The sequence below is a fragment of the Haladaptatus sp. AB618 genome, from assembly GCF_024136965.1.
GTDB lineage: Archaea > Halobacteriota > Halobacteria > Halobacteriales > Haladaptataceae > Haladaptatus.
In genome coordinates this window covers 572,170-598,522 of the sequence record NZ_JAMYJX010000001.1, presented here as the reverse complement: position 1 = coordinate 598,522, position 26,353 = coordinate 572,170, and the positions used below count along the sequence as shown (strand labels likewise).

Annotated in this window: 31 protein-coding genes and 1 tRNA gene; 16 read left to right on the top strand and 16 right to left on the bottom strand. The window is 61.3% G+C overall.

Annotated elements, in window-relative coordinates; all coding sequences use genetic code 11:
• Positions 1-137 precede the first annotated feature (137 nt).
• The gene (locus NKF26_RS03175; RefSeq protein ID WP_253225303.1) at positions 138-1,022 is read left to right on the top strand and encodes a serine hydrolase; all 885 of its coding nucleotides are present in this window, start codon (positions 138-140) and stop codon (positions 1,020-1,022) included.
• On the opposite strand, the gene NKF26_RS03170 is transcribed toward NKF26_RS03175, so the two are convergent.
• Together NKF26_RS03170 and NKF26_RS03165 are read right to left on the bottom strand one after the other, a co-directional pair.
• Positions 1,006-2,031 carry a C40 family peptidase gene (locus NKF26_RS03170; protein WP_253225302.1) on the bottom strand — a complete coding sequence of 342 codons (1,026 nt, stop codon included), beginning with the start codon at positions 2,029-2,031 and terminating at the stop codon, positions 1,006-1,008. The genes NKF26_RS03175 and NKF26_RS03170 overlap by 17 nt on opposite strands.
• 51 nt (positions 2,032-2,082) lie before the next feature.
• Positions 2,083-2,490, bottom strand: coding sequence for a desampylase (locus NKF26_RS03165; RefSeq protein ID WP_253233990.1), 408 nt, complete (start codon positions 2,488-2,490; stop codon positions 2,083-2,085).
• Between the two features lie 89 nt (positions 2,491-2,579).
• On the opposite strand from NKF26_RS03165, the gene NKF26_RS03160 reads away from it, so the two are divergent.
• Together NKF26_RS03160 and NKF26_RS03155 are read left to right on the top strand one after the other, a co-directional pair.
• Positions 2,580-2,664, top strand: a tRNA-Leu gene (locus tag NKF26_RS03160).
• 349 nt (positions 2,665-3,013) lie between these two features.
• Positions 3,014-3,562: a hypothetical protein gene (locus tag NKF26_RS03155; RefSeq protein WP_253225300.1), complete on the top strand. Its 549-nt coding sequence runs from the start codon at positions 3,014-3,016 to the stop codon at positions 3,560-3,562.
• A 298-nt stretch (positions 3,563-3,860) separates the two neighbouring features.
• On the opposite strand, the gene NKF26_RS03150 is transcribed toward NKF26_RS03155, so the two are convergent.
• A complete protein-coding gene (locus NKF26_RS03150) occupies positions 3,861-4,505 on the bottom strand; it encodes a hypothetical protein (protein ID WP_253233989.1) in 645 nt (214 codons plus the stop codon).
• 445 nt (positions 4,506-4,950) lie between these two features.
• On the opposite strand from NKF26_RS03150, the gene NKF26_RS03145 reads away from it, so the two are divergent.
• Genes NKF26_RS03145 through NKF26_RS03135 form a run of 3 tightly spaced genes read left to right on the top strand, consistent with a single transcriptional unit; the run spans position 4,951 to position 8,489 of the window.
• Positions 4,951-5,874 carry a HalOD1 output domain-containing protein gene (locus NKF26_RS03145; RefSeq protein WP_253233988.1) on the top strand — a complete coding sequence of 308 codons (924 nt, stop codon included), beginning with the start codon at positions 4,951-4,953 and terminating at the stop codon, positions 5,872-5,874.
• A 12-nt stretch (positions 5,875-5,886) separates the two neighbouring features.
• Complete coding sequence (locus NKF26_RS03140; protein WP_253233987.1) at positions 5,887-7,998, top strand: hypothetical protein; 2,112 nt, start codon at positions 5,887-5,889, stop codon at positions 7,996-7,998.
• A gap of 32 nt (positions 7,999-8,030) precedes the next feature.
• Positions 8,031-8,489: a DUF5813 family protein gene (locus NKF26_RS03135; RefSeq protein ID WP_253225296.1), complete on the top strand. Its 459-nt coding sequence runs from the start codon at positions 8,031-8,033 to the stop codon at positions 8,487-8,489.
• Between the two features lie 13 nt (positions 8,490-8,502).
• On the opposite strand, the gene NKF26_RS03130 is transcribed toward NKF26_RS03135, so the two are convergent.
• Positions 8,503-8,733: an Lrp/AsnC family transcriptional regulator gene (locus NKF26_RS03130; protein ID WP_253225295.1), complete on the bottom strand. Its 231-nt coding sequence runs from the start codon at positions 8,731-8,733 to the stop codon at positions 8,503-8,505.
• A gap of 1 nt (position 8,734) precedes the next feature.
• A complete protein-coding gene (locus tag NKF26_RS03125; protein WP_253225294.1) occupies positions 8,735-9,421 on the bottom strand; it encodes a TrkA family potassium uptake protein in 687 nt (228 codons plus the stop codon).
• A gap of 169 nt (positions 9,422-9,590) precedes the next feature.
• Here NKF26_RS03125 and NKF26_RS03120 point away from each other — a divergent pair, with 169 nt between their 5' ends.
• On the top strand, positions 9,591-9,821 hold the full coding sequence (locus NKF26_RS03120; protein ID WP_253225293.1) for an Lrp/AsnC ligand binding domain-containing protein: 231 nt from the start codon (positions 9,591-9,593) through the stop codon (positions 9,819-9,821).
• Between the two features lie 4 nt (positions 9,822-9,825).
• Here the strand turns inward: NKF26_RS03120 and NKF26_RS03115 are convergent, their stop codons facing one another.
• A complete protein-coding gene (locus tag NKF26_RS03115) occupies positions 9,826-10,230 on the bottom strand; it encodes a DUF6220 domain-containing protein (protein ID WP_253233986.1) in 405 nt (134 codons plus the stop codon).
• Positions 10,217-10,738 carry a halocyanin domain-containing protein gene (locus NKF26_RS03110; RefSeq protein ID WP_253225291.1) on the bottom strand — a complete coding sequence of 174 codons (522 nt, stop codon included), beginning with the start codon at positions 10,736-10,738 and terminating at the stop codon, positions 10,217-10,219. The genes NKF26_RS03115 and NKF26_RS03110 overlap by 14 nt, the downstream gene beginning before the upstream one ends.
• A gap of 191 nt (positions 10,739-10,929) precedes the next feature.
• Between NKF26_RS03110 and NKF26_RS03105 the strand changes: the two genes are divergently transcribed.
• On the top strand, positions 10,930-11,649 hold the full coding sequence (locus tag NKF26_RS03105; protein WP_253225290.1) for a sensor domain-containing protein: 720 nt from the start codon (positions 10,930-10,932) through the stop codon (positions 11,647-11,649).
• 25 nt (positions 11,650-11,674) lie between these two features.
• Here NKF26_RS03105 and NKF26_RS03100 read toward each other — a convergent pair whose 3' ends face one another.
• The 5 genes from NKF26_RS03100 to NKF26_RS03080 all read right to left on the bottom strand — a co-directional run bounded on the left by NKF26_RS03100 (position 11,675) and on the right by NKF26_RS03080 (position 14,631).
• Complete coding sequence (locus NKF26_RS03100; protein WP_253233985.1) at positions 11,675-12,379, bottom strand: hypothetical protein; 705 nt, start codon at positions 12,377-12,379, stop codon at positions 11,675-11,677.
• Positions 12,376-12,723 carry a helix-turn-helix domain-containing protein gene (locus NKF26_RS03095; protein WP_253233984.1) on the bottom strand — a complete coding sequence of 116 codons (348 nt, stop codon included), beginning with the start codon at positions 12,721-12,723 and terminating at the stop codon, positions 12,376-12,378. The genes NKF26_RS03100 and NKF26_RS03095 overlap by 4 nt, the downstream gene beginning before the upstream one ends.
• 144 nt (positions 12,724-12,867) lie before the next feature.
• The gene (pdhA, locus tag NKF26_RS03090) at positions 12,868-13,914 is read right to left on the bottom strand and encodes a pyruvate dehydrogenase (acetyl-transferring) E1 component subunit alpha (RefSeq protein WP_253225287.1); all 1,047 of its coding nucleotides are present in this window, start codon (positions 13,912-13,914) and stop codon (positions 12,868-12,870) included.
• Positions 13,915-14,075: 161 nt separating this feature from the next.
• Entirely contained in the window at positions 14,076-14,387 is a 312-nt protein-coding gene (locus tag NKF26_RS03085) for a cupin domain-containing protein (protein ID WP_253225286.1), read from the bottom strand.
• A 1-nt stretch (position 14,388) separates the two neighbouring features.
• Positions 14,389-14,631, bottom strand: coding sequence for a hypothetical protein (locus NKF26_RS03080; RefSeq protein WP_253225285.1), 243 nt, complete (start codon positions 14,629-14,631; stop codon positions 14,389-14,391).
• 125 nt (positions 14,632-14,756) lie between these two features.
• Here NKF26_RS03080 and NKF26_RS03075 point away from each other — a divergent pair, with 125 nt between their 5' ends.
• Entirely contained in the window at positions 14,757-15,428 is a 672-nt protein-coding gene (locus tag NKF26_RS03075) for an MBL fold metallo-hydrolase (protein ID WP_253225284.1), read from the top strand.
• A 66-nt stretch (positions 15,429-15,494) separates the two neighbouring features.
• Here the strand turns inward: NKF26_RS03075 and NKF26_RS03070 are convergent, their stop codons facing one another.
• Complete coding sequence (locus tag NKF26_RS03070) at positions 15,495-16,103, bottom strand: alpha/beta hydrolase (RefSeq protein ID WP_253225283.1); 609 nt, start codon at positions 16,101-16,103, stop codon at positions 15,495-15,497.
• A gap of 54 nt (positions 16,104-16,157) precedes the next feature.
• Between NKF26_RS03070 and NKF26_RS03065 the strand changes: the two genes are divergently transcribed.
• The 4 genes from NKF26_RS03065 (at position 16,158) to NKF26_RS03050 (ending at position 20,357) form a co-directional block, all read left to right on the top strand.
• Positions 16,158-17,009, top strand: coding sequence for a PspA/IM30 family protein (locus NKF26_RS03065; protein ID WP_253225282.1), 852 nt, complete (start codon positions 16,158-16,160; stop codon positions 17,007-17,009).
• Positions 17,010-17,075: 66 nt separating this feature from the next.
• Positions 17,076-18,116, top strand: coding sequence for a hypothetical protein (locus NKF26_RS03060; protein ID WP_253225281.1), 1,041 nt, complete (start codon positions 17,076-17,078; stop codon positions 18,114-18,116).
• Between the two features lie 114 nt (positions 18,117-18,230).
• Positions 18,231-19,289, top strand: coding sequence for an isocitrate/isopropylmalate dehydrogenase family protein (locus NKF26_RS03055; RefSeq protein WP_253233983.1), 1,059 nt, complete (start codon positions 18,231-18,233; stop codon positions 19,287-19,289).
• Between the two features lie 780 nt (positions 19,290-20,069).
• The gene (locus NKF26_RS03050; protein WP_253225586.1) at positions 20,070-20,357 is read left to right on the top strand and encodes an amphi-Trp domain-containing protein; all 288 of its coding nucleotides are present in this window, start codon (positions 20,070-20,072) and stop codon (positions 20,355-20,357) included.
• 69 nt (positions 20,358-20,426) lie between these two features.
• Here the strand turns inward: NKF26_RS03050 and thrS are convergent, their stop codons facing one another.
• On the bottom strand, positions 20,427-22,349 hold the full coding sequence (thrS, locus tag NKF26_RS03045; protein WP_253233982.1) for a threonine--tRNA ligase: 1,923 nt from the start codon (positions 22,347-22,349) through the stop codon (positions 20,427-20,429).
• 129 nt (positions 22,350-22,478) lie between these two features.
• On the opposite strand from thrS, the gene NKF26_RS03040 reads away from it, so the two are divergent.
• Genes NKF26_RS03040 through NKF26_RS03030 form a run of 3 tightly spaced genes read left to right on the top strand, consistent with a single transcriptional unit; the run spans position 22,479 to position 24,250 of the window.
• A complete protein-coding gene (locus NKF26_RS03040; protein WP_253233981.1) occupies positions 22,479-23,087 on the top strand; it encodes a DJ-1/PfpI family protein in 609 nt (202 codons plus the stop codon).
• 55 nt (positions 23,088-23,142) lie between these two features.
• A complete protein-coding gene (locus NKF26_RS03035) occupies positions 23,143-23,409 on the top strand; it encodes a hypothetical protein (protein ID WP_253225277.1) in 267 nt (88 codons plus the stop codon).
• Positions 23,410-23,455: 46 nt separating this feature from the next.
• Complete coding sequence (locus tag NKF26_RS03030; RefSeq protein WP_253233980.1) at positions 23,456-24,250, top strand: succinylglutamate desuccinylase/aspartoacylase family protein; 795 nt, start codon at positions 23,456-23,458, stop codon at positions 24,248-24,250.
• Between the two features lie 8 nt (positions 24,251-24,258).
• Here the strand turns inward: NKF26_RS03030 and NKF26_RS03025 are convergent, their stop codons facing one another.
• Both NKF26_RS03025 and NKF26_RS03020 read right to left on the bottom strand, forming a co-directional pair.
• Positions 24,259-25,296: a dipeptide epimerase gene (locus NKF26_RS03025; protein WP_253233979.1), complete on the bottom strand. Its 1,038-nt coding sequence runs from the start codon at positions 25,294-25,296 to the stop codon at positions 24,259-24,261.
• Positions 25,293-26,306: a DUF1611 domain-containing protein gene (locus NKF26_RS03020; RefSeq protein ID WP_253225274.1), complete on the bottom strand. Its 1,014-nt coding sequence runs from the start codon at positions 26,304-26,306 to the stop codon at positions 25,293-25,295. Before NKF26_RS03020 ends, NKF26_RS03025 begins: the two co-directional genes overlap by 4 nt.
• Positions 26,307-26,353 lie beyond the last annotated feature (47 nt).

Below are 26,353 nucleotides of genomic sequence, written 5' to 3'. Positions count from 1 at the left end.
AACGCGAGGATAATCGTTCGCCCTCCCATGCTAGGCGACGACCGTCGCGTTTCGTTACCCCTTCCCCGACACGAAACTATTTGTAGGAACCGGGGACCAGTGTGTCGGCATGGCAACGAAACCGGAGTCGATTCCCGATGCGCCCTGACGCGTCCGGCATCGAAACCCGCGACGAACTGGCGGGATACATCGAGCGATACGACGACGAAATCGAGGGCGAACTCGGCGTCTTCCTCGGATTCCCGACCGACGATAGGGACTTCGACGTGATCTACGCTCGCGACGAGACCTGCGTCTTCCAGAGCGCGAGCACGATCAAGCTCCCCGTTCTTTACGCCCTCTACGAGCGATACGACGGCCGACTCGACGAACTCGACAGTCCGTGTCCGCTCGCCCCGGAGAATCGCGTCGGCGGAAGCGGGCTTTTGCACTTACTCGACGCGACGCCGACCCTCGAAGACCTCGCCGTGGCCATGATCTCGGTCAGCGACAACGCCGCGACGAACCAACTCATCGACCACCTCGGCATCGAATCGGTGAACGACGCGGCGACCCGACTCGGCATGGAGCGAACCCGCCTCGCGCGAAAGATGATGGCGACGCTGGAGGAGACTGACTTCGAGGAGTTCGATATCGGCGTCCCGGCAGACGAACCGACGAACGCCACGACGCCGCTCGACTGTGCTCGATTTTTCGCCGACCTTGTCCGTCGGAGGACGCTCTCAGCGGATGCCTACGAGCGAATGCGAGTCCCGCTCAGTGCACAAAAGGACACGTCGATGATCCCGCGTTATCTTCCCTACGAAACCGAAGTCGCCCACAAAACCGGGTGGCTCCCGACCGCCGCGTTGGACACCGGAATCCTATTCGTCCCCGACCGGGACGAACCGCTCGTGTTTTCGGTGTTCATCGACGGCGTCGGTTCGGCGGACGGCGAAAACGGAGACGCTCGTCAGAACGGTGCCGACGCGGCGGACGCCATCGCGGAAATCGGCGACGCCGTGTTCACGTGGCTGGGATGAAGCGTCGCGCGAGTTCGAACTTCTCGTCCAGATCTTCGATATACGCGTCGTCCTCCGGGTCGAGGCTGTTGATCACCACCGACTCCGCGCCGCCGTAGGCGTGGACGTACTCATCGCCGCCGAGGCTGACCGCGACGTGGCCGGGGAAGAAGAGCAGGTCGCCGGGGAGCAGTTCGTCACGCTCGACGGACCGTCCCATGACTCGCTGTTGGTCGGCGTCGCGTGGCAGGGTGATACCGTTGACTCGATAGGCGATCCACGCCAGTCCGGAGCAGTCGATTCCGTCGCTCGTCATGCCACCCCAGTCGTAGTCGGTTTCGAGGAACTCCCGCGCGATTTCGACGACGGCCTCGCCGGTCGGGTTCTCGGGTGGCCGCTGGACGACTCCCACGGAGGCGGTTGCGTGCTCGCCGGTGCGGAAGCGAACGGTCGTCTCGTTCCCATCTTCGTCCTCGACTCGGCAGTCGGTTCCGGCGTACACCGTCTCTCCGTCGTCCGTCTTCGTATCGTGGACGACGACCGCGTTCGTTTCGTCGTCCTCGATCGGCGCGAGCGCGCTTCGGTCGAGCCATCCCAGATAGCCGTCCGGCGTCAGCACCCGAGACCAGGTTTCGTCCTCGTCGTCGAACACCTCGACTCGCGCGCCGTAGAGCACCTGCGTTACCTGTTCGGCCTCGTCGTCCGGATCGTCGCGCACGGAGACGACTGATCCGGTGACGGTTCGCTCGGTTCGCAGTTCATCGAGGATTTCGAGGTCACTGGTCACCGGCGTCCCGATTGCTCGTTCGACCGCCGCTCGCGCCTCGGCTTCGAGTTGCGGCGTCGAGACGCGTCCATGAAGTTCGATTCCATCAGTGGTCGGTTCGGGGGTCACGTCGAAGACGGCAACCCGCTCGTCGGGTGCGTGGGCGGTTCGACAGCGTTGGAGTGCCAACAGCGCGCGGTGGCCGTCATTCAACCGTTCGCCGTCGTCCAACCGTTCGGTTCCCGTTCGTTCGCTCCGGTCCATGCCCCCTGTGTTCGGAGCGCCCTCAAAAAGCCACCCCCTAGTTGGCTCGCGCTATCGGAGTTGGACGACTTCCGGTTCGAACGCCTCGCCGGTCCAGCGCCACGACCCGACGAACGGATGGGAGCCGTTCAGCGAGACGATGACGTAGGAGTAGCCGTCCCACGTCGCGTCCGCGGCGTCGGTTTCGCTGGGCGCGTCGGGACCCATGGGATGGGAGTGATAGAAGCCGACCACCTCGGAGCCGTCCGCTTCGATTCGATCCATGACCGCGAGTTGCTCCTCCGGGTCGATCTCGTAGTTCGTGCGCGTGTCCGCCGCGACGTTTTCGGCGTGATACACGCCCTCCACTTCGGCCCGCTCGCCGCGCGACCCCGCGAGGATTCCGCAAATCTCGTCGGGGCGACCCCGACGCGCACGGCTGACGAGCATATCGTACACTTCGCGCGAGAAGGCGAGCATGGACGGGATTTCGGCGGGAACGCGAATAAACGAGGGGGCCGTGTACCAACCGAAACCCACTTGCAGTGGAAGCGGCAATCGACTGACGCGCGAGGGTTGCCAAGCCAGGCCAACGGCGGCGGGCTTAAGACCCGCTCGTGTAGACGTCCATGGGTTCGAATCCCATCCCTCGCATGAGTCGGCGCGACGAACCGTCGCGCCGTGCGAATCGATCGGATGGGATTCGAATTAGACCGGGCACGCGCAACGCAGTGAGCATGTCCGGGCGTAGTTCGAATCCCGTCCCTCGCATTTTCCAATATCGGGAACACCTAATCGGTAGGAGTACTCCCATAGAATGTCATTTATTCAACGAAGCGAGCGGGTTATGCCGAAAGGCCGGAAGTGGTGTTCGAGTGGGTGAGAATAGCATTCCTGATCGCGTATTTTTGGTTTCGATCGAAACGGAGGATGGCACACCCGATGAGCAGGAAGTACGGATTTTTGCACAAAGCATTTACCGACCTTATTCGTGGAAACAACAATGTCCCCCTCCTCACGACGGGCCTTCCTCGCGGCGGGTTGTACGGCGGCCGGACTCGGCCTCGTCGGCTCGCAGGTGAACGGGTTCACGAAGGAGAAAATCGCCGCCAGTCTGTCCCCGCTTCCGGGGGTTCGAGCCACCGGAGAACCGCTCGACGTACGAACGACCGTCGAGGATACGGACGCCGAATACCTCCCGAAGACGAACGAAGTCAGGGTCGTGACCGCCCGGAACAGTTCGGGTGCGGTTGCGTACGCCACGGAGCCGTTCGAGCAGTGGGGCGAGATGAAAGCCGGGGGGATTGCGATCCGTAGGGTTCAACGGCGCATCGAAGTGATTTTCGACGACGCATATACCTCGTCCGGCCTGTCGTCTCACGACGGAGATTGGTTCGTCTCGACTGCACCGACCGGCCCGGGGGTGACGCAAAAGGAGATGGTGCGGAAGCTCCCCGACCACGTGACCGTGACGGTGACGTTTGCCGGTCAGACCGATACGACGTCGATTCCAGTGGTCGTGAAAAAGCGACAGGAAGCCGCACTGTTGTGATCCGAACGCAACGAGTACCGAATTGTCCCGTCGCCGAACTATACTGAAAGAAGGTCGAATACGATCAGTGAAGAAATAAGAGCGCTCGAATTGCGACAACAGAGAGATGTTTCGATTGCTCATTGATGTGTGAAGTCATTCATCAATATATTGGTAATTTTAGAATCCCATCCATAAATAGACCACAAACAGGGTAATTTCTCGAAGAATATCGTAGTATTCTGCAGTTTTGCATGGATAATCGTAACAATAATCAGTCGATGCTGGGAATCGATGAGCAGCGATCTATGTCCCCTGTTCACATGCGAACTTCGACAGCCCGTTTGCTGCTCCTCGTCTCCATTGCGGGACTCCTTCTCGCCGGAATATCGAGTTCGACGATCGGCGGGCCCGACGGACCACGAATCGCCTCCGCCGCGGCCGGTAATACGACGACGAACGGGACGACAATCAACGGAACGACGACAATCAACGGAACGACGACAACCAACGGAACGACGACAACCAACGGAACGACGACTACAACGACTGCAACGGCTACAACGACACCGACATCGACAGCGACGACGAGTACAACGACACCGACGACCACGACTTCGACAACCACCACGACTACACAAACTACGACGTCGACGACAGCGACCACTACGACGACAGTTCCAACGACTACGCAAACCACGACTTCGACGACAGCCACTGCCACAACGACAGTTCCAACGACTACGCAAACTACGACAGCGACCACCACGACGACGGTTCCAGCAACTACACCGACGACCACCGCGGCCACTACCACACCGACGACCACCGCGGTTCCGACCGCCACGACAGCGACGACAGAGACGAAAACGACCCGGAGCACGACCGAAACGACGGAACCACCGGCGTCTACGAAGACTGCGACGACCGGTGCAGGACGAAAAACGACGTGGACGACTACCAACCGACGAACGAGGACACGGACGGAAGCGATACCCACGACGACGAACTCGACGGTTGGAGGCGATTCCAGCGGACCAAACCCGCCGTCGAATGGCGGTGAAAACACGACGAACGAGTGGACGCTCGGCGATACCGTCGCGCTCCTCGTGGGCTGTCTCGGCGTTCTGCTGATCGTGGTTCCGTGGTTGTCCTCCCGTGCGTATTCGTGGGTCGAGTGATGGCACCGACGGCGGTCCCGCGGTATTTCAGCGACTTCTTCACTCCCGTCCGAGCACTCACACGGATATCAATAAAAAGACAATCAGGTTCCTACACCCACTATTTCTAATCGGTTCTGAAGTCAGAAGCCCTATACTATCCGACGATTTCCGGCGAACTTCCCAAATCCAGTGTCGAGTCACTGACGATGGATTTTTGACTGTTGCTCGCCGACGCTTACAAAGTATATGAACGAGGATGGTCCCTCCGACGAGCGCGACGTCCATCGCGTGCAACACGACCTTACCGGCCCGCAGTCGCTCAGTACGACGGTAACGGTGGCTGTTGCGGACGTGGCGGGTGTCGAACCTTCGGACATCCCCGAACAACTCTACGACGTTATCGACCCGGAGGCGCTCGACAGGCTCTTCAAACCACGCGACGACGGCGTGGCGCGACGGGGTGGCCGACTCTCGTTTTCGCTGTACGGTCATCACGTGACCATCCGTGGTGACGGAACCATCACGGTGCAACCCGGCTTGGCGCGTATCAAGCAACTCGGGGGGAATCTCCTCGTCGTCGGTGCGGTTCCGGATTCCGTGATCGACGCGGCCAGCGTTCCGCTTCTCGGTGAGATGGCACACGATCGGACGCGACTCTTCGCGCTTCACGACCGGAGCATCGCGACGGCACGCAGTCGCCTCGCGATGGCCAACGGCATGGGTTCCAACGCTCACGTCGTTGACTATCATACCGGTGCGCGGTCCGTTAGCACCGAATCGACGATGTCGGACACCCTGACCGTAGAACGCGTCGACGGTGATATCGAGGAATTTCGAAGCACGATCGTCGAGACCATCGATAAACTCGACGAGAGTCACGGGGGCTTTGCCCCTGCAGAGCTTCGATTCTGCTTCGACACGCTCCGTCCGTTGGTTGAAAACCACGACGACGCCGAAGTCGATGCGTTCCTTGGGCCGATCTGCGAGCGCATCAAGGACGTCGCCGGAATGGCCCACTACGTACTCCCCATCGAGCGAGATTCTCCCCAAGTCACCGCGATAGCCCACAAGTTCGACGCGATGATCGAACTCCGCGCGGGGGAGAGCGGCCCGGAACAGCGCTGGTATCTCCGTGAAACGAATCATACGACCGAGTGGTTCGACCTCTGAAACCATCCAACAATGAGTGACGTACCCGTTTCCGATACCGTCGGAACAAGCGTCCAACCTCTCTTCCAACTACGGGACGACCCCGTCGGGTTGACCATCATCGACCCGCTTGAACGGAGTCAGTACTCGATCGGGACGACTCGACCGGTGACCCCACAACCCGTCCCGGTCGAAGAGTTCGACGCACCGGTCGGTGCCGTCGCTCGCATCCGGACGGATCGGATCGAGTTTCCGTTCGTCATTTCCGCCTACGTCCGCGATAAATCCGGGGAGCTGATCGCCGCTGTCGACTACGAAAAGGAAGTAACGCTCCCCAGCGGTGAGTATTACATCGAACTGACGACGAAGGTGAAGACGTATTTACGCGTCGAATCGTCCATCACGTTCGAGATTCGGGGTGACGAATTTCATATCTCGTTCGGGGACGAAGTCGCCGTCGAAATCGGTGCTCGGTCGGACCACACCCGTCCGGCGGGAACGGTGACGACGACGACCGATCCGGCGGACGTGATGGCCGCCGTCTCGACGTTCGGGTCGGCGTTGAAGACGTTCTCCCCCGAGCGCTCGTTCCCGACCCTCCGGGGCCATCCCCCGGTGGTCGAATTCGGCGACGAACTTCGGATTCCGGACGACCTGCAACCGCCGGAGACGGGCATCACCATCGAAGTCCCACCCGAATACGAGTTCGTTTTCCCCGTCGTCCCGCTCGCGTACTATCTCGGGGCGACCGTCGTTCCCGGCGATACACCCCGAATCGTCACGAACAGGGGCATCCACTCGCTCGATCATCCCGAACGCGGGTTCGAGGGCGAAGTGGCACGCGTCCTCAAACAGACGCTGTTCCTCGACTGTCTCGTCCGAACGGAGGGGTTGTACCGAGTCGAGTTGCACGAACGCGAGCAGGTCGGATCGATGCTCGATCTCGATTTTGAATCCCTCTACGATGCGTCACTCGCCGAGCAACTCGATGCGTATCTCGACGTGCCGTTTTCACTCATCGAAGGCGAACTTCCGACGTGGCGACTCACGCTACAGCTTACGGACGAAGCCGAAAACGTAGCACAGCTCCCGTACGTCCTCAGGGACTTGCCGGTTATCGACGTGAAGACACGGAGCCAAGAAGCGAAGAGTGCAGTCGCATCACCGACTGCTATCAACGAATTCACGCGGACGACGGAAACGAACCCGACGTATCCGTCGTCACCCGTTCCGGACGAACAGTACGTCCTCCCGTCGGACACCGACACGCTCGAACACGCGTGGCTCGGGGACGGTGCACCGGTCGGCGGAAACAAACTGATCCCGTCCGGGTTCGAACACCGGTTGGACCGCGAAGAGTCGGCGGACGACGCCAAAATCACCATCGTCTGTAACGACCCGAAGATGCGGGCGGAGTATCAGGATACCCTGTACGGCAACCGCGACCGACTGCCGTTCGACGTGACCGTCGAGCAGAACTGCTCGACGGCGGAGCTTCGAAACCATCTTCGAGAACCGACGGACTTCTTCCACTACATCGGTCACGTCGAAAACGAGGCGTTCGTCTGCCACGACGGACTGCTCCACCCCGCCGATGTCTCCGACATCGGCGTGGACATGTTCCTGTTGAACGCGTGTCGATCCTACGTCCCCGGAAAGCGACTCGTCGAGGCGGGAAGCGTCGGCGGCATCGTCACGTACAGCGAGATCGGAAACGCCGGCGCGACGGTCATCGGGCGGACGATTGCCAGACTGCTCAACGCCGGATTCCCGCTCCGGGCGGCGCTTTCGATCGCCAAACGTCGCCGACTCGTCGGCAATCAGTACGTCGTCGTGGGTGACGGCGGCATCCAAGTCGTCCAATCGGAGAGTGCACCGACCATCTTCTTCGTCGAACCGTTGGGCGGCGACGAATACGAGTTCCGTATGCGCATGTTTCCGACGAGTCGGAACCCGATAGGATCGTTCGCCATGCCGTTCCTCGACGGCGTAGAGCGATACTTCCTCGTCGGCGGCGATCTCCCGACGTTCACGCTCACGGGAGACGAACTGCAACGGTGTTTCGGTCTCGCGGAGACGCCGGTCATGTACGACGACGAGATGCGGTGGTCGTCCGAGATCGACGTCCATCGGGACCTCTCGTAACGCCCTTCCCTCTCCCCTCCCTAACGGGACCAATGAATCGGAAGGACGCGGTCGAACGGGCGTTTCGTCTCCACGACGGATTCGAAGACGACGACGAGGAGTACGTCGTAACCACGACGCCGTTCGACGGATCTGTCACGGTAGACGATAGCATCGAAGTGACCGTACGAATGCCGACGTTGTCGGCCGTCGTGACGGACGAACCGGTCGCAGACGTCGTCGAATCCGGCTGGTTAGAAACGCTCGAACTACGGTTGGAAGACGCTCACAGCGTCGTTTCGGCGGACGATGCGACGCCACCGACGGTCGAGCGCGACGGGGACGAAGTAGTTCTCTCGGTCGAGTTCTCGGGGAGCGACAAGGCGGCCGACGACGCCAAGGCTATCGTGGATTTCGCCGAAGGAACGTGGATGCAAGGGATCATTCCGGGCTACGAGTACGGTGAGCCAGCGGCGGGAATGCTGAACCGGGCACACCAGCAGTACGACTGATTTTCCGTCGACCTCAATCCATCGAGATGTACGTTTGGGTGTCCTCGACGCCCTGTACGCCCTGAATCCCGTCGGCAGCGACGGTCTTCACTTCGGCGGGGTTGTCGACGTTGACCTTGACGATAATGTCTACGTCCCCGGCGACGATGTGGGCGTCTTCGACCCCCTCGATGTCGAGAATCGCGTTTTTCAGTCGATCAGCCTCTCCCGTGTTCGCCTTGACCATGATGTATGCGGCAACCATTTTAAATACCTCCTGCCGGAGTCGCTCGACTACCGTCGCCGACGAGGATTTTGCGAACGTCATCGAGGACGTCGAAATCGGCGAGGACGGCGACCCTGTCGCCGACTTCGAGCGAGTCGTCGGAGAGCGGGATTCCCATCCGTTCGTCGCGCTTGCCGAACGCGAGAACACGCGAGTTCGCGGGCAGTTCCAGTTCGCTGATGGAGTACCCACGCATGGGTGACTCCTCGGTGATCGTGAGTTCGACCACCTGCAAGTTCTGTGCGATATCGGCGATTGCACGGATGTTTCCGCCGAGAAGCGCGTTCTTCGCGCCGATCGCACCGAGGCGTTCCGGATAGACGACCTCGTCCACGTCGCTCGCGTACTTCCGGTAGATGTCCTCGCGGTAATCCTCGTCGATCCGGAGGATGGTTCGACAGCCGTGGTGCTTACCGATCAAACAAGCCGCGAAGTTGACGTTCAGATCACCCGTCAGCCCACCCAGCGCGTCCGCATCATCGAGATTCGCCTGTTGGAGTACCGCCTCACGCGACCCATCCCCTTCGATGACCTCGAAACCGTCGGTGCGCGCACGCTTTGCCTTCGTCGTGTCGTTTTCGACCAACGTCACCTCGTGACCCTCCTCGCGGAGGACACGGGCGGTTCGTAGGCCGACCCTCCCGGCACCTATGATAACGAATCGCATGAACGGTTGTACGATAGAGGGGTTAAATAAGCTTTCTCCGGAGACGAACCCGCATCAAATTTTCCTCCGGAGTTGGCCGCTCTCCGTCCGTGATAGCTCCGATGAACCGACGGTAGCTACCGTCCCCGGGCAAAGGTTTTTCTCGCATGGTAGAGTATCCCACACCATAATGGTGCATGCATTTATCATGGTGAACACGGCCGCAGGAAAGTCACAGGGGTTGCTCGATTCGGTGCGCGAGTTGGCGAACGTCGGGGAGGCACACATCGTCGCCGGGGATTACGACATCGTCGTCGAGGTGGACGCGGACGAGGTGTACGAAGTGCTCCAGACTTCCTCCTCGTCGATTCAGGGGCTCGACGGCGTCATGGACACGAAAACGTACATCTCCATCGACTGAGCTTTTATCGTGCCACTTGCGACCACGCTCGTTTCGTCCCGTCGACTGCCACGCCGAGAATCACCATCCCGTTCACCGGATGAATCGCGGCGACGTACGACCCATACAGGTGTGCCGTCGCGTACTGAACGCTGACGAGCACAGACAAGACGACCGGAATCGCTTTGAACGTCCGCGGAAGTCCACCCAGAAACGCGACGACGAGCATGAGGAGGGGAAGGAGTTCGAAGGCGTGGACGAACCCCATGTGCATCCCCCAGTTCGCCGGGTCGATGAACACCGCCATCCCGGCGATGTAAATCTGGACGACGACACAGACGGCGAACAGTGCCAACAGTCCGACGTAGCTGTATCGTACCCACCGCGTTCGACGGGAAACGGTCTTCATTACCCCGTCAGTTGTTGTCATCCGTCCCCTCGTCACTGCTTCCGACCACGACGGCACCTTTCATGCCCATCGACTTGTGCGGCTGGCAGTAGTACAGCGCCTTTCCGGCCGAATCGAACGTGTGTTCGAACGTCGCTTCTTTCTCCGGCGGGCCGCTTTTGAATCCCCCGTCGGTGGCGACGACGTTGTGGTGGCCGCTTCCCACCCACTGCCACGTCACGGTCGTTCCGGGGTCGATTCGAATCGCGGCCGGTTCGAACACGTATTCGTTCCCGCTCGGCCCGACTTCGACGGTGACGGCGTCCTTTCCGGTCATATCCGTCACCGAATCGTAGTTATCGGTGCTCGACAGCCACTCATCAACGCTGGTGTTTTCGCTGTCGCCATCGCCGTTTCCAGTATCGCCGTCCCCGTTACCGGAACAGCCAGCAAGGACGCCCGTGAGGATCATTCCACCAGTTGCACGAAGGAGGTTCCGCCGACCGATTTTCGTCCGAGCAACGTTGTCTCCGAGTCGTTTGTCCGTCATAATTGTCTCGTTCGGAGCATCGACAGAGCTGGCCATAACCGGATAGCACGGTCGCAGCCGGGGCGAGTCTGCACAAATTTTATATACGATTGTGGAACCAACTCCAGTATCAGAGATGACAGTACACGAGTTTTCGAATTCCACCCGATGGACGGATAGACCTTTGCCGGTCGCTCCCCGATCATAGCACGATGTCGGCCCAGCCTTCACCCCAGACAGGAGACGTCGGCCATCTCGGTCGTCTGCTCCGCGCGCCGACACGCCCCCAGACGTATCGCAACCTCTGTTATCTCCTATTGATGTTTCCGCTGGGCCTCGGCTATTTCGTGTTGTTCTCCTTCGTGGTCCCGTTCGGTATCGGTCTCACGATAGTCCTCGTCGGGATTCCCATCCTCATGCTGTCGCTCGCACTGGCTGTCACGTTGGCTGGCCTCGAACGCACCCTCGTCGGTTCGTTGCTCGGCGTCGAGATACCGCTCTCACCCACGGAATCCCACGACGGTCTCTGGAACCGCGCCAAACACCTCGTGACGGACACGCGAACGTGGAGGTCGGTCGCGTACTTGCTGAGCGAGTTCGTCTACGGAACGGTCGTGTTCAGCGTGCTGTGGTGGCTCGTCGCCACGGCCGGGAGCTTCCTGCTCGCGCCGTTCTACTACACCCGTTCACCCGTCGCCGTGTTCTCCCCGATTCCGACCCGCCCGTTTACGCTCGACATCTTATTCGGCTGGGACAACCTCCTCGTCGGTCTCACGACGACGTTCGAACTCGGGTCGTGGCACGTCGAGACGCTTCCCGGTGCCCTCCTCGTCGCCGTCCTCGGGGCGCTCTTGTTCCTCTGTTCGGTTCAGTTGCTGAACGGGCTGGCCCGACTGTGGGGTCGGTACGCACGAATCATGTTGCAGGACTGATGCGGACGTGGACAGCACACGGACATCACGCCCTCGTGAGTGCGTACAGAATCGACACGACACCGCCGAGGTTGGCGACGATGATGGAGAGCAGAATTTCCGCGTCGGTGGCCCCCGTCACAACCGTCAACAGGAAATTGACGACGGCAGGGACGGCGGTGAGCAGGACGATTCCGAGCGCGAGATACAGCATCGGCCTGCTCCCGTTGCGTCGATAGCCACGGTAGGCCAACGACGCGACGAACAACCCGGCAACGCCGGTTATCCCCGCGAAAACGAATGTGAGGTTGCCTGCATCCGTGTTCGTCGTCGCGGCCAGCGGAACGAACGGCAGAACCGCCTTTTCTGCACCGCTCGATTCGTTTCGCGGCCCGTTCGTTTCGGATGTCTTTCGGGGACGGGTCACGCCGTAAATCGCGTACAGCATGGCACCGAGTCCGAGCAGTTTGCTCGCGTTCGCGGCCGCGGATCGCCCGACTGCTGAGACTTCTGTAAGATTCGTCAGGACGAGCTGTAACATGATTGGCGCGGTCGTGAGCAGTATCAGACCGATTGCTAGCCACAGCCGTGCCCTGTCGCGGTTCCGCCGGTAGCCGCGAATTACGAGGTACGCCACCGCGAGCGACAGCCCGGCGGTGACGAGCAAACCGACCAGCGCGAGGACGATGACGAGCGTGGAGCCGCCGGTCGTCGTTGTCGTCTCCGCCAGCATCTGAAGGGTAGCAATCATCGCAACCCCTCGAACAGGTCGGTGAATCGGTCGGCGGCGTTCTCCTCCCGGTACGTGACTTCGATTTCGAACGCACCCTCCTCCAGTCGAATCTCGATTCGGTCGAGTCGGGCGGTGTAGGTGTTGTAGTAGTGGCCGTCGCGGTCGAGTTCCAATCGCTCCGTCAGCAGTTCGTGTTCCTGCAGTCGCTCGATACGCCGGTAAACGGTCGAGACCGAGGCATCACACACATCGCTCAGTTCGTGTGCGGACATGGCTCGGTCGCTCGTGTGGATGAGAATTGCATGGGCGTACTCGTCTTCGAGGAGCGCGGCGATGGCCCGTACGTCGCTGTCCTCGGTCATCGGTCATTCCACTCCGAAATACTGTCCGTGGTAATGTCGATGGGCGATTCCAAAACTCGGTACGGGCATTGACTCGGCTGATGTTCGAATGGAGGTGACTTAAACGGCTGGCCACGGTCGCAGAACGAGCGACTTGTGTAGTTCTCAGTGTTCCAGTTCGTACACGTCGTGGTCTTCGAGGAACGAGTCGAGCCATCCGCGCTGCTCGCGGAGTCGGGGCGGAATCTCGGCGTACACCCGGTCGAACACGTCGTGCGGGTCCACGTCCTCGACGGCTTCCGCTTCCTCGACGGCTTCGGCGAGTTTTTCGTCCGCCTCGTCGTGGACCCCCTCCACGAACTCGTCGGTGATGAGGTCCTGTTCTGTGAGCCACGACTCGTAGCGTTCGAGGGGGTCCATCTTGCGCCACGCCGGGAGTTCCTTCTCCACGTCCTCGTACTTGCTCGGGTCGTCGCTCGTGGTGTGGGCACCCTGTCGGTAGGTCAGGCTCTCCACGAGGACGGGTTCGCCCTGACGGGCGGATTCGAGCGCTTCGGTGACCGTCTGGCGAACCGCCAGCGGGTCGTTGCCGTCGACCTGCACGCCGTCGAACCCGTAGGCCTGCGCTTTCACCGCGATGCTCTCGCTCGCGGTCTGTTTGTGTCGCGGGAGGCTGATGGCCCAGTTGTTGTTCTCACAGAAGAAGACGACCGGCGCGTCGAACACGCCCGCGAAATTCAGCCCTTCGTGGAAGTCGCCCTCGCTCGTCGCCCCGTCGCCGAAGTAACAGAGGGCGGCGTTCTCGTCGCCGCGGTAGTTCATCGCCATGCCAGCGCCCGCCGCGTGCGGGATCTGTGTTGCGATGGGAACCGCCTGCGGGAACGTCGGGATGTCGTGGCCGGAGTTGAACTCCGGTCGGCCACGGCGGAACAGCAGGATGTCGCTGATCGGGACGCCACGTGCGACCTGCAGTCCGTTCGAGCGGTAGGTAGGGAAGAGCCAATCGTCGTCGGCCATCGCCAGCGCGGCACCGACTTGCGAGGCTTCCTGTCCGCGGTACGGCGGCCAACTGCTCATCCAGCCGCGTCGTTGGAGCGCGATCGCGCGCTCGTCGAATCGCCGGGCGAGAACCATCTGCCGGTAGGTCTCTCGCGCCTCTTCCGCGGAGAACGGGGTTTCATCCAACTCGCGCTCCCCGATGATTCGGTTCATGCATGCGGGGATGTATCGCGGTTTCAAAATCGTTCCGAAAGCGGTCACCTCGGCTAGGGGCCCGTCGTGGAGTTGGACGAAAGTACAGACGGTGGGACGATATTGCAGTCAGATGCGACCAGCGAGACGCGACGCCTGCCAAATTCGACACCTTCCCGCCGTCACGGAAGCGGACAGAGGCTCGCCGTCAGAATCGCACGCTCGTCCGAATCGTTCCGCGCGCCGTGGCTCACACCGCGCTCGTGCAGAATCACTCCGGGTGCCGATACCGTCTCCTCCTCACCGTCTTGAATCACGGTCACCTCGCCGGAGAGGACGTGGAAGACGTTCGTGCTGTCGCCGTGTTCGTGTGGGGTGAGTTCCGCGCCGGGCCCGAGCGCGAAGGCCTTCACGAGCACGTCGTCAGTGACGACCAGTTCCTCGGTCAGTACTTCGCCCTCGTCCGGGTCGAGGTCGGGATAGCGGTCGCGCACGCTACTCCCCCTCGTAGTACTCCGCGCTCGCGTTCTCGTCGATGAATCCGGATTTGAAGCTGATCCACGCCAGCACGCTGATGAAGATCATCGGCGGGAGGATGGCGAACCCCCAGAGCGGGTTGAGTCCCCAGCCGAGAATGAGCACCAAGTCTATCAACCCGAGCGCCATGAACGGAACGACTGCTTTCATCGCCCGCCACCGGTCTACTTCACCGGTTTCGGTTGGTAGTGGCGTTCCCATACCACCTGTTGCGTGGCGGACGACCAAAAACCGTCCGTTCGTGCCCACGCGGTGGCAACCGTTCGTCCGTACGTTGGAAGAATCACCCGTTCATGCTCAAGTGGCTAGCCGTCGTACCACCTCGCATGGTGACACAACTCTCGGACGAAGTGTGGTGGCTCGACCTCGGAGGCGTCAACTGCTATCTCGCGGACGACGACGGCGATCTGACCCTCGTTGATGCCGGGACGCCCTTCGACAGCGGCGACATCATGCGCGAGGTGCGGGAGGCGGGCTACTCCATCAACGACGTCGACCGCGTTCTCATCACGCACTACGACTTCGACCACGTCGGCGCACTCGCCCGTCTACCGCTCCAAGCGCCGATATACGTCGGCGAAGCGGACGCCCCGCTCGTCTCCGGGGCGGACGCGCCCGACTGGCACAACCACAAGGGAGCGTTCCAGCGTGTGGCAGGCGCGCTCCTCTCCCGACCCGACACCGAAGTCCATCCCGTGGAGGACGGCGACGAAATCGGGAGTTTCACGGCCTACGCAACCCCGGGGCACTCGCCGGGCCACCTCGCCTACGTCAGCGAATCGCTGAGCGTGGCCTTCCTCGGGGACCTCGTTTTCGAGGACCACGGAAAACTGACCGCCTCCGCGTGGGCGATGAGCTACGACACCGAAGCGGTACACGACAGCATCCTCTCCCTCCAGTCCCGCGCACCCGACTTCGAAATAGCGGCGATGGGTCACGGCGTCCCGTTTTATCGTGACGGGAGCGACCGACTGACCGAGCTCACCGAATCGCTGTAACGTCGGTTCGTTTGCCTATCGCTTCCACTTCGCTCTCCTATCGAGTCGGACGGCGCGTCGTCCCGTCTACGCAGGGCTTTCGAGTCGTGCAACGAGAAATTCTCCGAGTCGATTCGCTACTTTCTGCTCCTGGCCGACGAAGAAGTGGTCGGCGGGGAACTCCTCGGTCTCGAAGCCGAGTTCGTCCGCGCGCTCGACGAGCGGTTCCCAGTCCGCCAAATCGTCGCGCGTTCCGTAGAGGACTTTCAGCGGGACTTCGACGTCGTCAAGCGCGGCCGCGGCGTCCAACTCGTCGGTGAGCCGGGAGGCGGGTGCGAGAAGTGCGATGACATCCACGTTCTCGTCCACGCCCGCGAGGGTGGCGATCGCGCCGCCGAAACTGAAGCCGAAGATTCCCACCGAGTCGTAGCGTTCGCGCGCAAAGCGCACGGCATTGCGGGCGTCCTCGCGCTCGCCGTAGCCTTCGTCCCAATCGCCGTAATCGAAGCGCAGACAGGCGATGCCGTGGTCCGTGAGGTACTCCGACAGTGCGACGAGGCGGTTGTCGTTTCGGTTGCCGTCGAACTGTGGATGGGGTGGACAGGCGACTATTACCCCGTCCGTCTCCCCTTCAGGCTCGTCCAACGACCCCCGCACGTCCCGAACGCCGGGGACGACGACTTTGTTCGAGGTCACACTGGCGTGTTAGCTTGGTGAGGATTTTAAAGGTCGGGTTCTGAATATAGTGGTATGGGAGTACTCTCACGCATGTCGTACGTCGTCCGCTCGAAGGTAAACGCCGTCCTCAACAGGGCAGAAGACCCGACCGAGACGCTCGATTACTCCTACGAGCAGATGCGCGATGAACTACAGGACGTCAAACAGGGCATCGCAGACCTCACGACGCAGAAAAAACGCCTCGAAATCCAGAAGCGCCGCCTCGAAGAGAACGTCGAGAAGCACAACGATCAGGCGCGCCAAGCGGTCAAGCAGGACCGCGAGGATTTGGCCCGACAGGCCCTCGAAAAGAAAAAGCAGAAGATGAACCAGATCGAGGACCTGGAGAGTCAGATTGCACAACTCCAGAACACACAGGACAACCTCGTGGAGAAGAAGAACGAACTCCAGAACCGCATCGAGGAGTTCCGTACGAAGAAGGAGAGCATGAAAGCCCGCTACGAGGCCGCGGAAGCCAACAGCCGCGTCTCCGAGGCGATGACCGGCGTCGGCGACGAGATGCAAGACGTCGGGATGGCCATCGAGCGCGCCGAGGAGAAGACGGAGGACATGGAAGCCCGTGCGGAAGCGATGGACGAACTGCAGGACACCGGCGCGTTCGAGGATGCGCTTTCGGATAAAAGCAGCCTCGACCGCGAACTCGAAGAGATGCGCACGAGCGGCGAAGTCGACTCCGAACTGGAGACGCTGAAAGCCGACATGGGAATCGAGGACGAACCCGAAGAAGAATCGGCGTCCACGTCCTCCGATGACGACGAAATCGACCTCTCGGACATCGAAGCGGAAGTCGCCACGGAAGAATCGGAATCGGAATCGGACGCGGAGAGCGAAACGGAGAGCGAGACCGAACAGAACAATTCGTAATCCCTCCGGCAAGAACGACCGTATTCGGCAAGTGTCTATTTCAACGTACTCGGCTTTTCATTTCCCATGAGCGAGTCTGGCGGGAGCGCGCAACCCGGGGACACGATGCGCGAGCGAGCGAACGAGAGCCGGGTGAAGCTGTGGATCTTGATGGAGGCGAACCGATGGTTCGTCGCGGGCGGTACCCTGATAGCCGTCTTCGTGGCGCTGGTCGTGTTGGGCGTGCTCGACCCGTCGCCGCTGCAACAGTACATCGGCCCGAGCGACGACGCGGTCGATACGGTGTTTCAGGGCTTCGTCGGGGCGATCATCACGGGCGTGACCCTCGTCGTGACGCTGAACCAACTCGTCCTCTCGCAGGAACTCGGGCCGGTCGGCGACCAGCGGAGTCGAATGGAGGGTGCGATGGAGTTTCGCCAGGAGGTCGAGAACGCGCTCGACGTTCCGGCCGCACCGCCCGAACCGGCGTCGTTCATGAAGGCGCTCCTCGATGAAACCGCATCGCGGGCCGAAACGCTTGCCGACGCCGTGGACGAAAGTCGAGACGAAGACCTCAAAGAGGAAATCCGGAGCTACGTCGATGGCCTGACGGGCAACGCGGACGAGGTGAGCGACACGCTCGAGGACACGCAGTTCGGGACGTTCGACGTACTCTCCGCGATCCTCAACTTCAACTACTCGTGGAAGGTCTTCCTCGCGCGGAAGATCCGCCACAAGCACGCCGATGCGCTCTCCGAGGACGCGAACGACGCCTTCGAGGACATCATCGAATCGCTCACCTTCTTCGGACCGGCGCGTGAGCACTTCAAGACGCTCTACTTCCAGTGGGAACTCGTCAACCTCTCGCGGGCCATGCTGTACACGGCGGTCCCCGCGCTCGTGGTCACGATTTCGATGATAATCTACTTCGACGCGAAAGCGATTCCGGGCTACACGTTCGGCATCAGCAACGACGTGCTGACGGTCAGTCTGGCGTCCACGATTGCGATCACGCCGTTCATGATCCTGCTGGCGTTTATTCTCCGGATTGCGACGGTGGCCAAGCGGACGCTTTCGATCGGACCGTTCATCCTGCGGGAGACGAAGCGAAGCGACGAGTTGGAGTGAGAAGTGGGTCGGTTGGAAGTACGGATTTCGACATTGCGAACACTACGGTACACCGGGATTCACGACACGTCGAGATTCATAACACCCTTGTGAGTCCCTGTTTTATGGTAGCTAATGTCATATGAGATAGCGGTGATTCCGGGTGACGGTATCGGAACCGAAGTCGTCGAGTGCTCGATGCCGGTCGTCGAGGCCGCAGCCAACGCGTGCGGCGTCTCGTTCGAGACGACCCTGTACGATTGGGGGTCCGAGCGATACCTCGAAAAAGGGATGATGATGCCGGACGACGGACTCGACGAACTCCGTGAGTACGACGCCATCTTTCTCGGTGCGGTCGGACACCCCGACGTCCCCGACCACGTGACCTTGCGTGGGCTCAGACTAGAGATCACGAAGGGATTCAAGCAACACGTCTGCAAACGTCCCACCTACCTGTTCGAGGGCGTTACCAGTCCGCTGCGGAACTACGCCGACGGGGATATCGACTTCGTCGTCTACAGACAGAACACGGAGGGTGAGTACGCCGACGTGGGCGGCAGGGAATACCAGGGCTTCGAGAACGAAGTCGCGATCCAGAGTGCCCTTTACACTCGCGAAGGCACCGAGAGTATCGTCCGCGCGGCGTTCGCCGCCGCGGCCGAGCGCGAAGGACGACTCACCAGTATCACGAAATCCAACGCACAGGCTCATGGGATGGTCTTCTGGGACGATATCGTAACCGAAGTTCATCGAGACTATCCCGAAGTCGACGTCGAACGGCTGCTCGTAGACGCGGCCAGCATGGACTTCGTCAGGCGACCGGAGGAGTTCGACGTTATCGTCGCCTCGAACCTCTTCGGAGACATCCTCACCGACCTCGGCGCGGGTATCTCCGGAAGCATGGGTCTCGCTCCGTCGACGAACATCGACCCGACGGGAGAGTATCCGTCGATGTTCGAACCGGTTCACGGGAGCGCCTTCGACATCATGGGCGAGGGTATCGCGAACCCGATCGGAACGGTGCTTTCGTGGGAGCTCCTCTGGGACCACCTCGACGAACAGGCGGTCGCACGGGCGCTGCGGACCGCCGTCGCGAACCAACTGGCCGATACGAGCGCCCCGCGAACCCTCGACATCGGCGGCGATTCGGGGACCGAGCAGGTAGCGAACGACCTCCGTGCGCGGATAGAGTGAATCGGGGCGTGCATCCCACGGGAGACGAAGCGGAGCGACGGGTTGGAGTGAGAAGAATCATCCTGAGTTTTTCCTCAGGACGACCGATTGACCGTTAGACTTCCCGTGGAGTTCACGATGCGGAGTTTTAGTACTGAGACGGTCATATTTGACGACACAATATCTGAACGCATCTTGGAGAAATGAATCGAAACTGCTGGTCAACCTTGCCCTTTCTCTATCCACAATCCATTTATTTACAACAAGATGAGAAGAATAGACATCATTATTACAAAAGAAGTAGTAATTATTACATGGATAGCATGGGACCGAACTCTTCACCGGGTTCGGAGACGAAGCTCTCACTTGTAACAAAATCCGTAATCGCGATTATCCTGATAGTCGCTGCAATATATTCACTAGCTATCGAATCAGGACCGGTATTTTTCATACTGACTGCCATAATCATCGGCGTCATTTACGCTCTCTTTCGGATTGTAGTGAGCTATCGGAACTAGCCTTTAGCGAACATTTGAGACTGTTTTCAGTATCTCTAAACGGTGAAAACAGGAAATGGGATAGTTTGGAATTGTGACAGTGGTGAAGCGGGCGTTGTCCCTCGGACCGTTCATTTTGCAGGAAACGAAGCGGAAGCGACGAGTTGGAGTGAGAAGTGGGTCGGTTGGATGAGTGGTTCGTTCGAGATGTGTTAGTGACGGTGTGCTGAGTGCAGAGGATGAGTTCAGCAGAGCGGTCCAAGCAGAGGGTGCAGTTATCAGTATGGGCTGTGTATACGTCTACATGCCCGAAGAAGTCCTGTTCAAATCGGAGAGCGATCAGAGTCGAGAGGAAATCGCAACGTACCTTCGCCGTGTAGCCGAGAAGTTGGAACAAGGCGACGCGATTACGCTCAAATCGGGGTCCGAGTCCGTGACGATGGAGCCGTCTGCTCGTCCGACGTTCGAGGTCAAAGCCGAACGTGAGGGACCGACGGACGGACCCGGTGAATTGAGTATCGAGTTCGAACTCGAATGGGACGAGAACAGCGGTGAGGGAGATAGTGGGAGTGGCCAGCTAGAAATCGAATGATTGGACGACGTGACGGTCGATTCCACGTGAAAAACTCGCTTAGGGAAATACCACAGGGGTCCAGCCGTTTCAGTCCAAGAACCCGAGTTCCGTACTCTTCTCGTCGCGCTCTTCTTCCAGATGCTCGCGGAACTCCTCCAGCGAAACGTCCTTCTCCTCGCGCTCCAGACGGTCGCGGACCGAAATCGTGCCCGCTTCCTCCTCGTCGCCGCCGACGACGATCATGTACGGGACGCGGTCGTCGTGGGCCTGCTGGATCTTACGGCCGACGGTCCACGAGCGGTCCTCGACTTCCACGCGGAAGTCGTCGAGTTGGTTGGCAACGCGGTGAGCATACCCAAGATTGTCGTCGCTGACGGGGAGCACGCGGACCTGTTCGGGCGAAAGCCAGAGCGGGAACTTGCCGTCGAAGTGCTCGATAAGCACCATGAAGAAGCGCTCGTAGCTACCGTACAGCGCGCGGTGGATCATGACCGGGCGCTCCTCCTCGTTGTCCTCGGTGACGTAGCTCAGGTCGAAGCGCTCGGGCATGTTGAAGTCGAGTTGGACCGTCGGGCCGTCCCAGACGCGCCCGAGGGCGTCCTCGAAGCCGAAGTCGATCTTCGGGCCGTAGAACGCGCCGTCTCCCGCTTCGATGTCGTAATCCATGCCGCTGGATTCGAGGACGGAGCGGAGTTGCTCCTCCGCGTGCTCCCAGAGTTCGTCGCTACCGACGGACTTCTCGGGGCGGGTCGCGAGGGCGACTTCCACGTCCAAGTCGAACGTCTCGATAACCTCGAAGATGAGGTCCATCACTTGGCGAATCTCGCGTTCGATCTGGTCGGGGCGGACGAACAGGTGGCCGTCGTCGATGGTGAACGACCAGACGCGGGAGAGACCGGAGAGTTCGCCGCGTTGTTCCTTGCGATACACTTTGCCGTTCTCGAAGTAGCGGATCGGCAGGTCGCGGTAACTCCAACTGTGCTGGTCGAAGATGGTCGCGTGGCCGGGGCAGTTCATCGGCTTCAGGCCGTACTCCTCGTCGTTCACGTCGAGGAGGAACATGTCGTCCACGTAGTTGTCGTAGTGGCCCGACTTCTTCCACAGTTCCGTCCGGAACAGGTGGGGCGTCTCGACTTCGTCGTAGCCCGCGCCGCGGTTGAGTTCGCCCGCGTAGTCCGACAGTTCGCGCAGGATGGTCTTCCCGTTGGGGTGATACAGCGGGAGGCCGGGGCCGGTCGTCTCGTCGATGGAGAACAGGTCGAGTTCCTTGCCGAGTTTGCGGTGGTCGCGCTCCTCGGCTTCCTCCACTCGCGTGAGGTACTGTTCGAGGTCCTTCTCGGAGGGGAACGCCGTACCGTAGACGCGGGTCAGCGTGTCGTTCTCCTCGTCGCCGCGCCAGTAGGCCGCGGAGGTTTCGAGGAGTTTGAAGCCGCCGATTTCGCCCGTCGAGGAGACGTGCGGACCCTTACAAAGGTCGGTGAACTCGCCCTGTTCGTAGAAGGATATCGAGTCGTCGTCGGCCGCCTCGGTGTCGAGAATGTCCTGTTTGTACTCGTTGTCCTCGTAGAAGTCGAACGCTTCCTCGCGGGACTTCTCGGTGCGCTCGATGTCGAGGTCCTCGGCGATGATGTCGTGGGCCTCGTCCTCGATTGCGGCGAGGTCGTCGCTGTCGAGTTCCACGCCCGCGATGTCGTAGTAGAATCCCTCGTCGGTCCACGGGCCGATGGTGAGTTTCGCTTCGGGGTGGAGTCGTTTCAGCGCCTGTGCGAAGACGTGGGCGGCGGAGTGACGGAGGACGCTCAGGTACTCGTCGCTCTGGTCGGTGACGATGACGAGTCGGCAGTCCGCCGACAGCGGCGTCGCTTTGTCCACGAGTTCGCCGTCCACGACACCTGCCACCGTGTCCTTGCCAAGTCCGGGGCCGATTTCGTACGCCACGTCCTCCACGGTCGAACCGTCCTCCATCTGGAGTTCGGCACCGTCCGGGAGCGTGACAACGATATCGCTCATGCGGTTGGGTACGCGCCACGCGCCAGATAAGTGTGTTGAGACGGCGCGAGGAACCACGACGGACAGGGGTTCGATATCCGGTTCACCAGCGGGTTTACTATCTCGAAAAGCGCTATCGATAGTCGGAACATGGAAATCGCTATCGTCCTCTTCGAGGGATTCGACGAGTTGGACGCCATCGGCCCGTACGAAGTGTTCGAGAACGCGGGCGATGCCGGTTCGGACCTCACGGTCTCTCTCTGTACGCTCGCGGAAACGGAACGAATCACGGCGAGTCACGGCCTCCGTGTCGAACCCGACGCGACACTCGACGACCGCTCACCGGACCTCATCGTCGTTCCCGGCGGTGGATGGAACGACCGGAGCGAGGCGGGAGCGCGGACGGAAGCGGAACGAGGCGACCTTCCCGACGCTTTGGCGACGCACCACGAACGGGGAACGACAATCGCCGCGGTCTGCACCGGCGGAATGTTGCTCTCCAGTGCGGGACTACTCGACGGTCGTCCCGCAGTCACCCACGCCGGAGCACTCCCCGACCTCCGGGACTCGGCGGCACACGTCGTCGACGCTCGCGTCGTCGACGACGGCGATATCCTGACCGCCGGTGGTGTCACGTCGGGTATCGACCTCGCGTTCCACATCGTCGAGCGCGAGTTCGGGACCGAAATCGTTCGCACCGTCGCCGAAGAGATGGAGTACGACCCGACCGACGACGTTCACGCGACCGATGGTCGGTGACGACGGCACCGCGTTCGACGGTTAATATGAAGGTGCTGACAGTAGTACGACCCCTATGCGAAAATCACCGAAGCCCGAGGACGTGGACAAGCCGGTGTTCAACGTGGACGAGCAGAAGGTCGGCATCATCACCAAGGTCGAGGACGGTATCGCCTACGTCGATCCGCATCCGAGCCTCCTCGACGAGTACAAGATGCTACTCGGGTGGAAGGACGAGGCGAAGGACATCTACCCGCTTCCGCACGAGGCCATCCACGGGATAACGGACAAGGAGGTTCAACTCCGAACCCACGACACCGAACACGAGAAAAAGCGGGAATAGGAGGCAACGTCGTGCGGGAATCCACAGCCTCAAGTCGTGGGTCTGCGTGGCACGATTATCGATGCGCGTCCAGACCTTCGGTGCCGGGACCCCTGACCTGGCCGTCGTCGCCTGCCTGCACGGCAACGAACGCTGCGGAAAGACGGCCGTCGAGCGCGTGCTGGCCGAAAAACCCTCTTTCTCCCGCGCGGTTCGTTTCGTCCTCGCCAACGAGGAGGCCATCGCGGAGGACGTCCGATTCATCGACGAGGATTTGAACCGTGCGTTTCCGGGAGACTCGAACGGGAAAACACACGAATCCCGGCTCGCGGCGGAACTCCTGCCGGAACTCGACGGGTGTGGCGTCCTCGACTTACATTCGACGGAATCACAACCCGAGCCGTTCGCGCTCGTCACGCGGCTGAACGACCGAACGAAACGGCTGGCGCGGGCGACCGGCGTGGGGCGCGTCGTGGACATCAGCTACCTCGCTGGCGGCCTCATCGACTACGTCGACGGCGTGGCAGTCGAGTGCGGGTACCGGGGAAGCGAACGAGCGGAGCGAAACGCCGAGCGCGTCCTCCGGAACTTCCTCGGCGAGATGGACGCACTGGATACCCTTTCGGACGCCGGTTCCCCCGAACTGTACCGGGTGTTCGACGCCGTGGAGGGCGCGAACTACGAGTTCGTCGGCGAGAACTTCGTCCGCGTCGCGGAAGGAGAGGTGTTCGCCCGAAGAGAGGACGACCGGGCCAGCGAACTCCGCGCCGACCGGCCGTTCTATCCCGTCTTGATGTCCACCGACGGTTACGACGAGATGGTCGGGTTTCGAGCCGAACGGGTCGGAAAACTGGTCGAGTAAGAGTAGGGTTAGCGTTTTCGAACGCCGGTTCCCGCTCGGCCGGTTTCGAGGTCGATGACGCCGTCCGGCATGGGAACGCCCTCGTAGTCGTCCTCCGCGAGGAGGAGCGATCCGTCCAAATCGGCGTAGTCGAGCAGCGGGACGAGGTGGCACGCGGCCGCGATGCTGGCGTTGCTTTCGATCATACAGCCGAGCATGAGCTCCAGGCCCTCCGCCCGCGCGGCGTGAATCATCCGCATCGCTTCCCGAAGGCCGCCGCATTTCATCAGTTTCAGGTTGGCGATGTCGGCCTTGTCGGCGATTCGCGGGATGTCCTCCAGCGTGACGCAGGATTCGTCGGCCGCGATGGGGAGCGCGGCGCGTTCGCGCACGAACCGCATTCCCTCGGGATTCTCGGCGGGAATCGGCTGTTCGACGAACTCCACGTCGAACTCGGCGAGCGCCTCGATTTTTTGCACTGCCTCACTCGGACTCCACGCCTGATTCGCGTCCACGCGAATCGTCGCGTCCGGGGCCTCGTCCCGAATCGCGCCGACGATTTCCTCGTCGCGGTCGGTACCGACTTTGACTTTCAGCGTGCCGTACCCGGCTTCGACGGCCTCCCGCGTCTTCTCGGCCATGACGTCGGTCGTGTCGATGCCGACCGTGAACGACGTTTCCAGCGTGTCTTCGGGGTCGAGTCCCCAGTAGCGATACAGCGGCAGTCCGGTGCGTTTCGCGGCGAGGTCGTGCAGCGCGATGCTCACCGCACAGCGCGCCGCGGGATTCCGATTGACCGTCTCGCGCATCTCGCGTTCGATGTGGTCGAGCGCGTGCGGGTCGTCCACCCGCTCCACGACGTCGAGCAGGTCCGGCATGACCGCCTCGACCGTCGCCGCCGTCTCGCCGTAGTGTTCGGAGGGTGCGGCCCCGCCGATACCGACGTTGCCGTCGTCGTCCTCGATCTTGACGACGACGTTCTCGGCCGTCGTCTGCGTTCCGCGAGAGATGGTGAAGGCGTGTTCGAGCGGGAGCGAAATCCGTTCGAACGCCGTCGTGAGGGTCATAGAATCTCCTCCAAGACCGCATCCGCGTCGAAACGGACGAGGTCGGCCGCGGGTGCGTCGAGTTCGGATCCGTACTCCGCGACGGCCGCGCGGGCGTCCTCGTCGTCCGCGATTCCGGAGGTGTTGATGGCTCCGGCGACGATTTCTGTTTCGTGAACGGGGTGGGCGAGTCCCTCGTAGAGCGAGACGTACTCGGAAATCGGCGGCAGGGAGACGGATTCGTAGCCGTGAATGGCCTCCTTGCCCGCCTCGTGGCAGAGGACGAGTTTGTCGGGCATCGACCCGTGGAGGATTCCGCACGTCACCGCGGAGTAGGCCGGATGGACGATGCTCCCCTGTCCCTCCACGAACAGGTAGTCGTACTCGTCGGCGCGCTCCAGAATCGTCTCCTCGACGGCCCCGGCGGTGAAGTCGCTTACCACGCGGTCGATGGGGTTTCCGCCGCCGTCGATCATGATGCCGGTCTGTCCCGTTGGAATGAATCCGGCGTTTACGCCGCGGTCGCGGGCCGCCTGTACGAGTTCCAGCGTCGCGGTCATCTTGCCGACCGAGCAGTCCGTGCCGACCGTGAGGACGATTTCGGCGTCCACGTCCTTCGCGATGCCTTGGCTGACGGTGAGGTCGTCGTGGGGTTTTCGAACGTCCCAGAGTTCACAGTCGTTCGCCGCGGCGAGTCGGGCGAACTCCTCGTCGTCTTCGAGGAAGTAGTGGAGTCCGGAGATTACGTCACAACCGCGGGAGAGCGCGGTCGCCACGTCCGACCGCCACGACTCGTCGAACCCGCCGCCGATGGGCGCGATGCCGATGATGAGTGCGTCCACCTCGGGCACGTCGTCCATCCCGGCGACGATGGGCGCGTCCTGCACGTCGGGAACGTGGTCGTTGACGCGTTCGCCGGGATGGTCTCGGTCGAGCACCGCTGCGACATCGTAGTCCGCATATCGTAGAATTCCGACCGCCGTTTTCGCGCGACCGGGGAACTTTTCGTGCGCCAGTATCGCAACCTGCATGCGTGTGCGGTGGTGGCACGGTATCTTAAAGCCGACTCTCCCGGTAA

What these genes read in the sequence shown, in the direction of transcription:
- NKF26_RS03175 (WP_253225303.1), top strand. Translation starts at nt 138, where the DNA reads ATGCGCCCTGACGCGTCCGGCATCGAAACCCGCGACGAACTGGCGGGA.
- NKF26_RS03170 (WP_253225302.1), bottom strand. Translation starts at nt 2,031, where the DNA reads ATGGACCGGAGCGAACGAACGGGAACCGAACGGTTGGACGACGGCGAA.
- NKF26_RS03165 (WP_253233990.1), bottom strand. Translation starts at nt 2,490, where the DNA reads ATGCTCGCCTTCTCGCGCGAAGTGTACGATATGCTCGTCAGCCGTGCG.
- NKF26_RS03155 (WP_253225300.1), top strand. Translation starts at nt 3,014, where the DNA reads ATGTCCCCCTCCTCACGACGGGCCTTCCTCGCGGCGGGTTGTACGGCG.
- NKF26_RS03145 (WP_253233988.1), top strand. Translation starts at nt 4,951, where the DNA reads ATGAACGAGGATGGTCCCTCCGACGAGCGCGACGTCCATCGCGTGCAA.
- NKF26_RS03140 (WP_253233987.1), top strand. Translation starts at nt 5,887, where the DNA reads ATGAGTGACGTACCCGTTTCCGATACCGTCGGAACAAGCGTCCAACCT.
- NKF26_RS03135 (WP_253225296.1), top strand. Translation starts at nt 8,031, where the DNA reads ATGAATCGGAAGGACGCGGTCGAACGGGCGTTTCGTCTCCACGACGGA.
- NKF26_RS03130 (WP_253225295.1), bottom strand. Translation starts at nt 8,733, where the DNA reads ATGGTTGCCGCATACATCATGGTCAAGGCGAACACGGGAGAGGCTGAT.
- NKF26_RS03125 (WP_253225294.1), bottom strand. Translation starts at nt 9,421, where the DNA reads ATGCGATTCGTTATCATAGGTGCCGGGAGGGTCGGCCTACGAACCGCC.
- NKF26_RS03120 (WP_253225293.1), top strand. Translation starts at nt 9,591, where the DNA reads ATGGTGCATGCATTTATCATGGTGAACACGGCCGCAGGAAAGTCACAG.
- NKF26_RS03115 (WP_253233986.1), bottom strand. Translation starts at nt 10,230, where the DNA reads ATGACAACAACTGACGGGGTAATGAAGACCGTTTCCCGTCGAACGCGG.
- NKF26_RS03110 (WP_253225291.1), bottom strand. Translation starts at nt 10,738, where the DNA reads ATGACGGACAAACGACTCGGAGACAACGTTGCTCGGACGAAAATCGGT.
- NKF26_RS03105 (WP_253225290.1), top strand. Translation starts at nt 10,930, where the DNA reads ATGTCGGCCCAGCCTTCACCCCAGACAGGAGACGTCGGCCATCTCGGT.
- NKF26_RS03100 (WP_253233985.1), bottom strand. Translation starts at nt 12,379, where the DNA reads ATGATTGCTACCCTTCAGATGCTGGCGGAGACGACAACGACGACCGGC.
- NKF26_RS03095 (WP_253233984.1), bottom strand. Translation starts at nt 12,723, where the DNA reads ATGACCGAGGACAGCGACGTACGGGCCATCGCCGCGCTCCTCGAAGAC.
- pdhA (WP_253225287.1), bottom strand. Translation starts at nt 13,914, where the DNA reads ATGAACCGAATCATCGGGGAGCGCGAGTTGGATGAAACCCCGTTCTCC.
- NKF26_RS03080 (WP_253225285.1), bottom strand. Translation starts at nt 14,631, where the DNA reads ATGGGAACGCCACTACCAACCGAAACCGGTGAAGTAGACCGGTGGCGG.
- NKF26_RS03075 (WP_253225284.1), top strand. Translation starts at nt 14,757, where the DNA reads ATGGTGACACAACTCTCGGACGAAGTGTGGTGGCTCGACCTCGGAGGC.
- NKF26_RS03065 (WP_253225282.1), top strand. Translation starts at nt 16,158, where the DNA reads ATGGGAGTACTCTCACGCATGTCGTACGTCGTCCGCTCGAAGGTAAAC.
- NKF26_RS03060 (WP_253225281.1), top strand. Translation starts at nt 17,076, where the DNA reads ATGAGCGAGTCTGGCGGGAGCGCGCAACCCGGGGACACGATGCGCGAG.
- NKF26_RS03055 (WP_253233983.1), top strand. Translation starts at nt 18,231, where the DNA reads ATGTCATATGAGATAGCGGTGATTCCGGGTGACGGTATCGGAACCGAA.
- NKF26_RS03050 (WP_253225586.1), top strand. Translation starts at nt 20,070, where the DNA reads ATGCCCGAAGAAGTCCTGTTCAAATCGGAGAGCGATCAGAGTCGAGAG.
- thrS (WP_253233982.1), bottom strand. Translation starts at nt 22,349, where the DNA reads ATGAGCGATATCGTTGTCACGCTCCCGGACGGTGCCGAACTCCAGATG.
- NKF26_RS03040 (WP_253233981.1), top strand. Translation starts at nt 22,479, where the DNA reads ATGGAAATCGCTATCGTCCTCTTCGAGGGATTCGACGAGTTGGACGCC.
- NKF26_RS03035 (WP_253225277.1), top strand. Translation starts at nt 23,143, where the DNA reads ATGCGAAAATCACCGAAGCCCGAGGACGTGGACAAGCCGGTGTTCAAC.
- NKF26_RS03025 (WP_253233979.1), bottom strand. Translation starts at nt 25,296, where the DNA reads ATGACCCTCACGACGGCGTTCGAACGGATTTCGCTCCCGCTCGAACAC.
- NKF26_RS03020 (WP_253225274.1), bottom strand. Translation starts at nt 26,306, where the DNA reads ATGCAGGTTGCGATACTGGCGCACGAAAAGTTCCCCGGTCGCGCGAAA.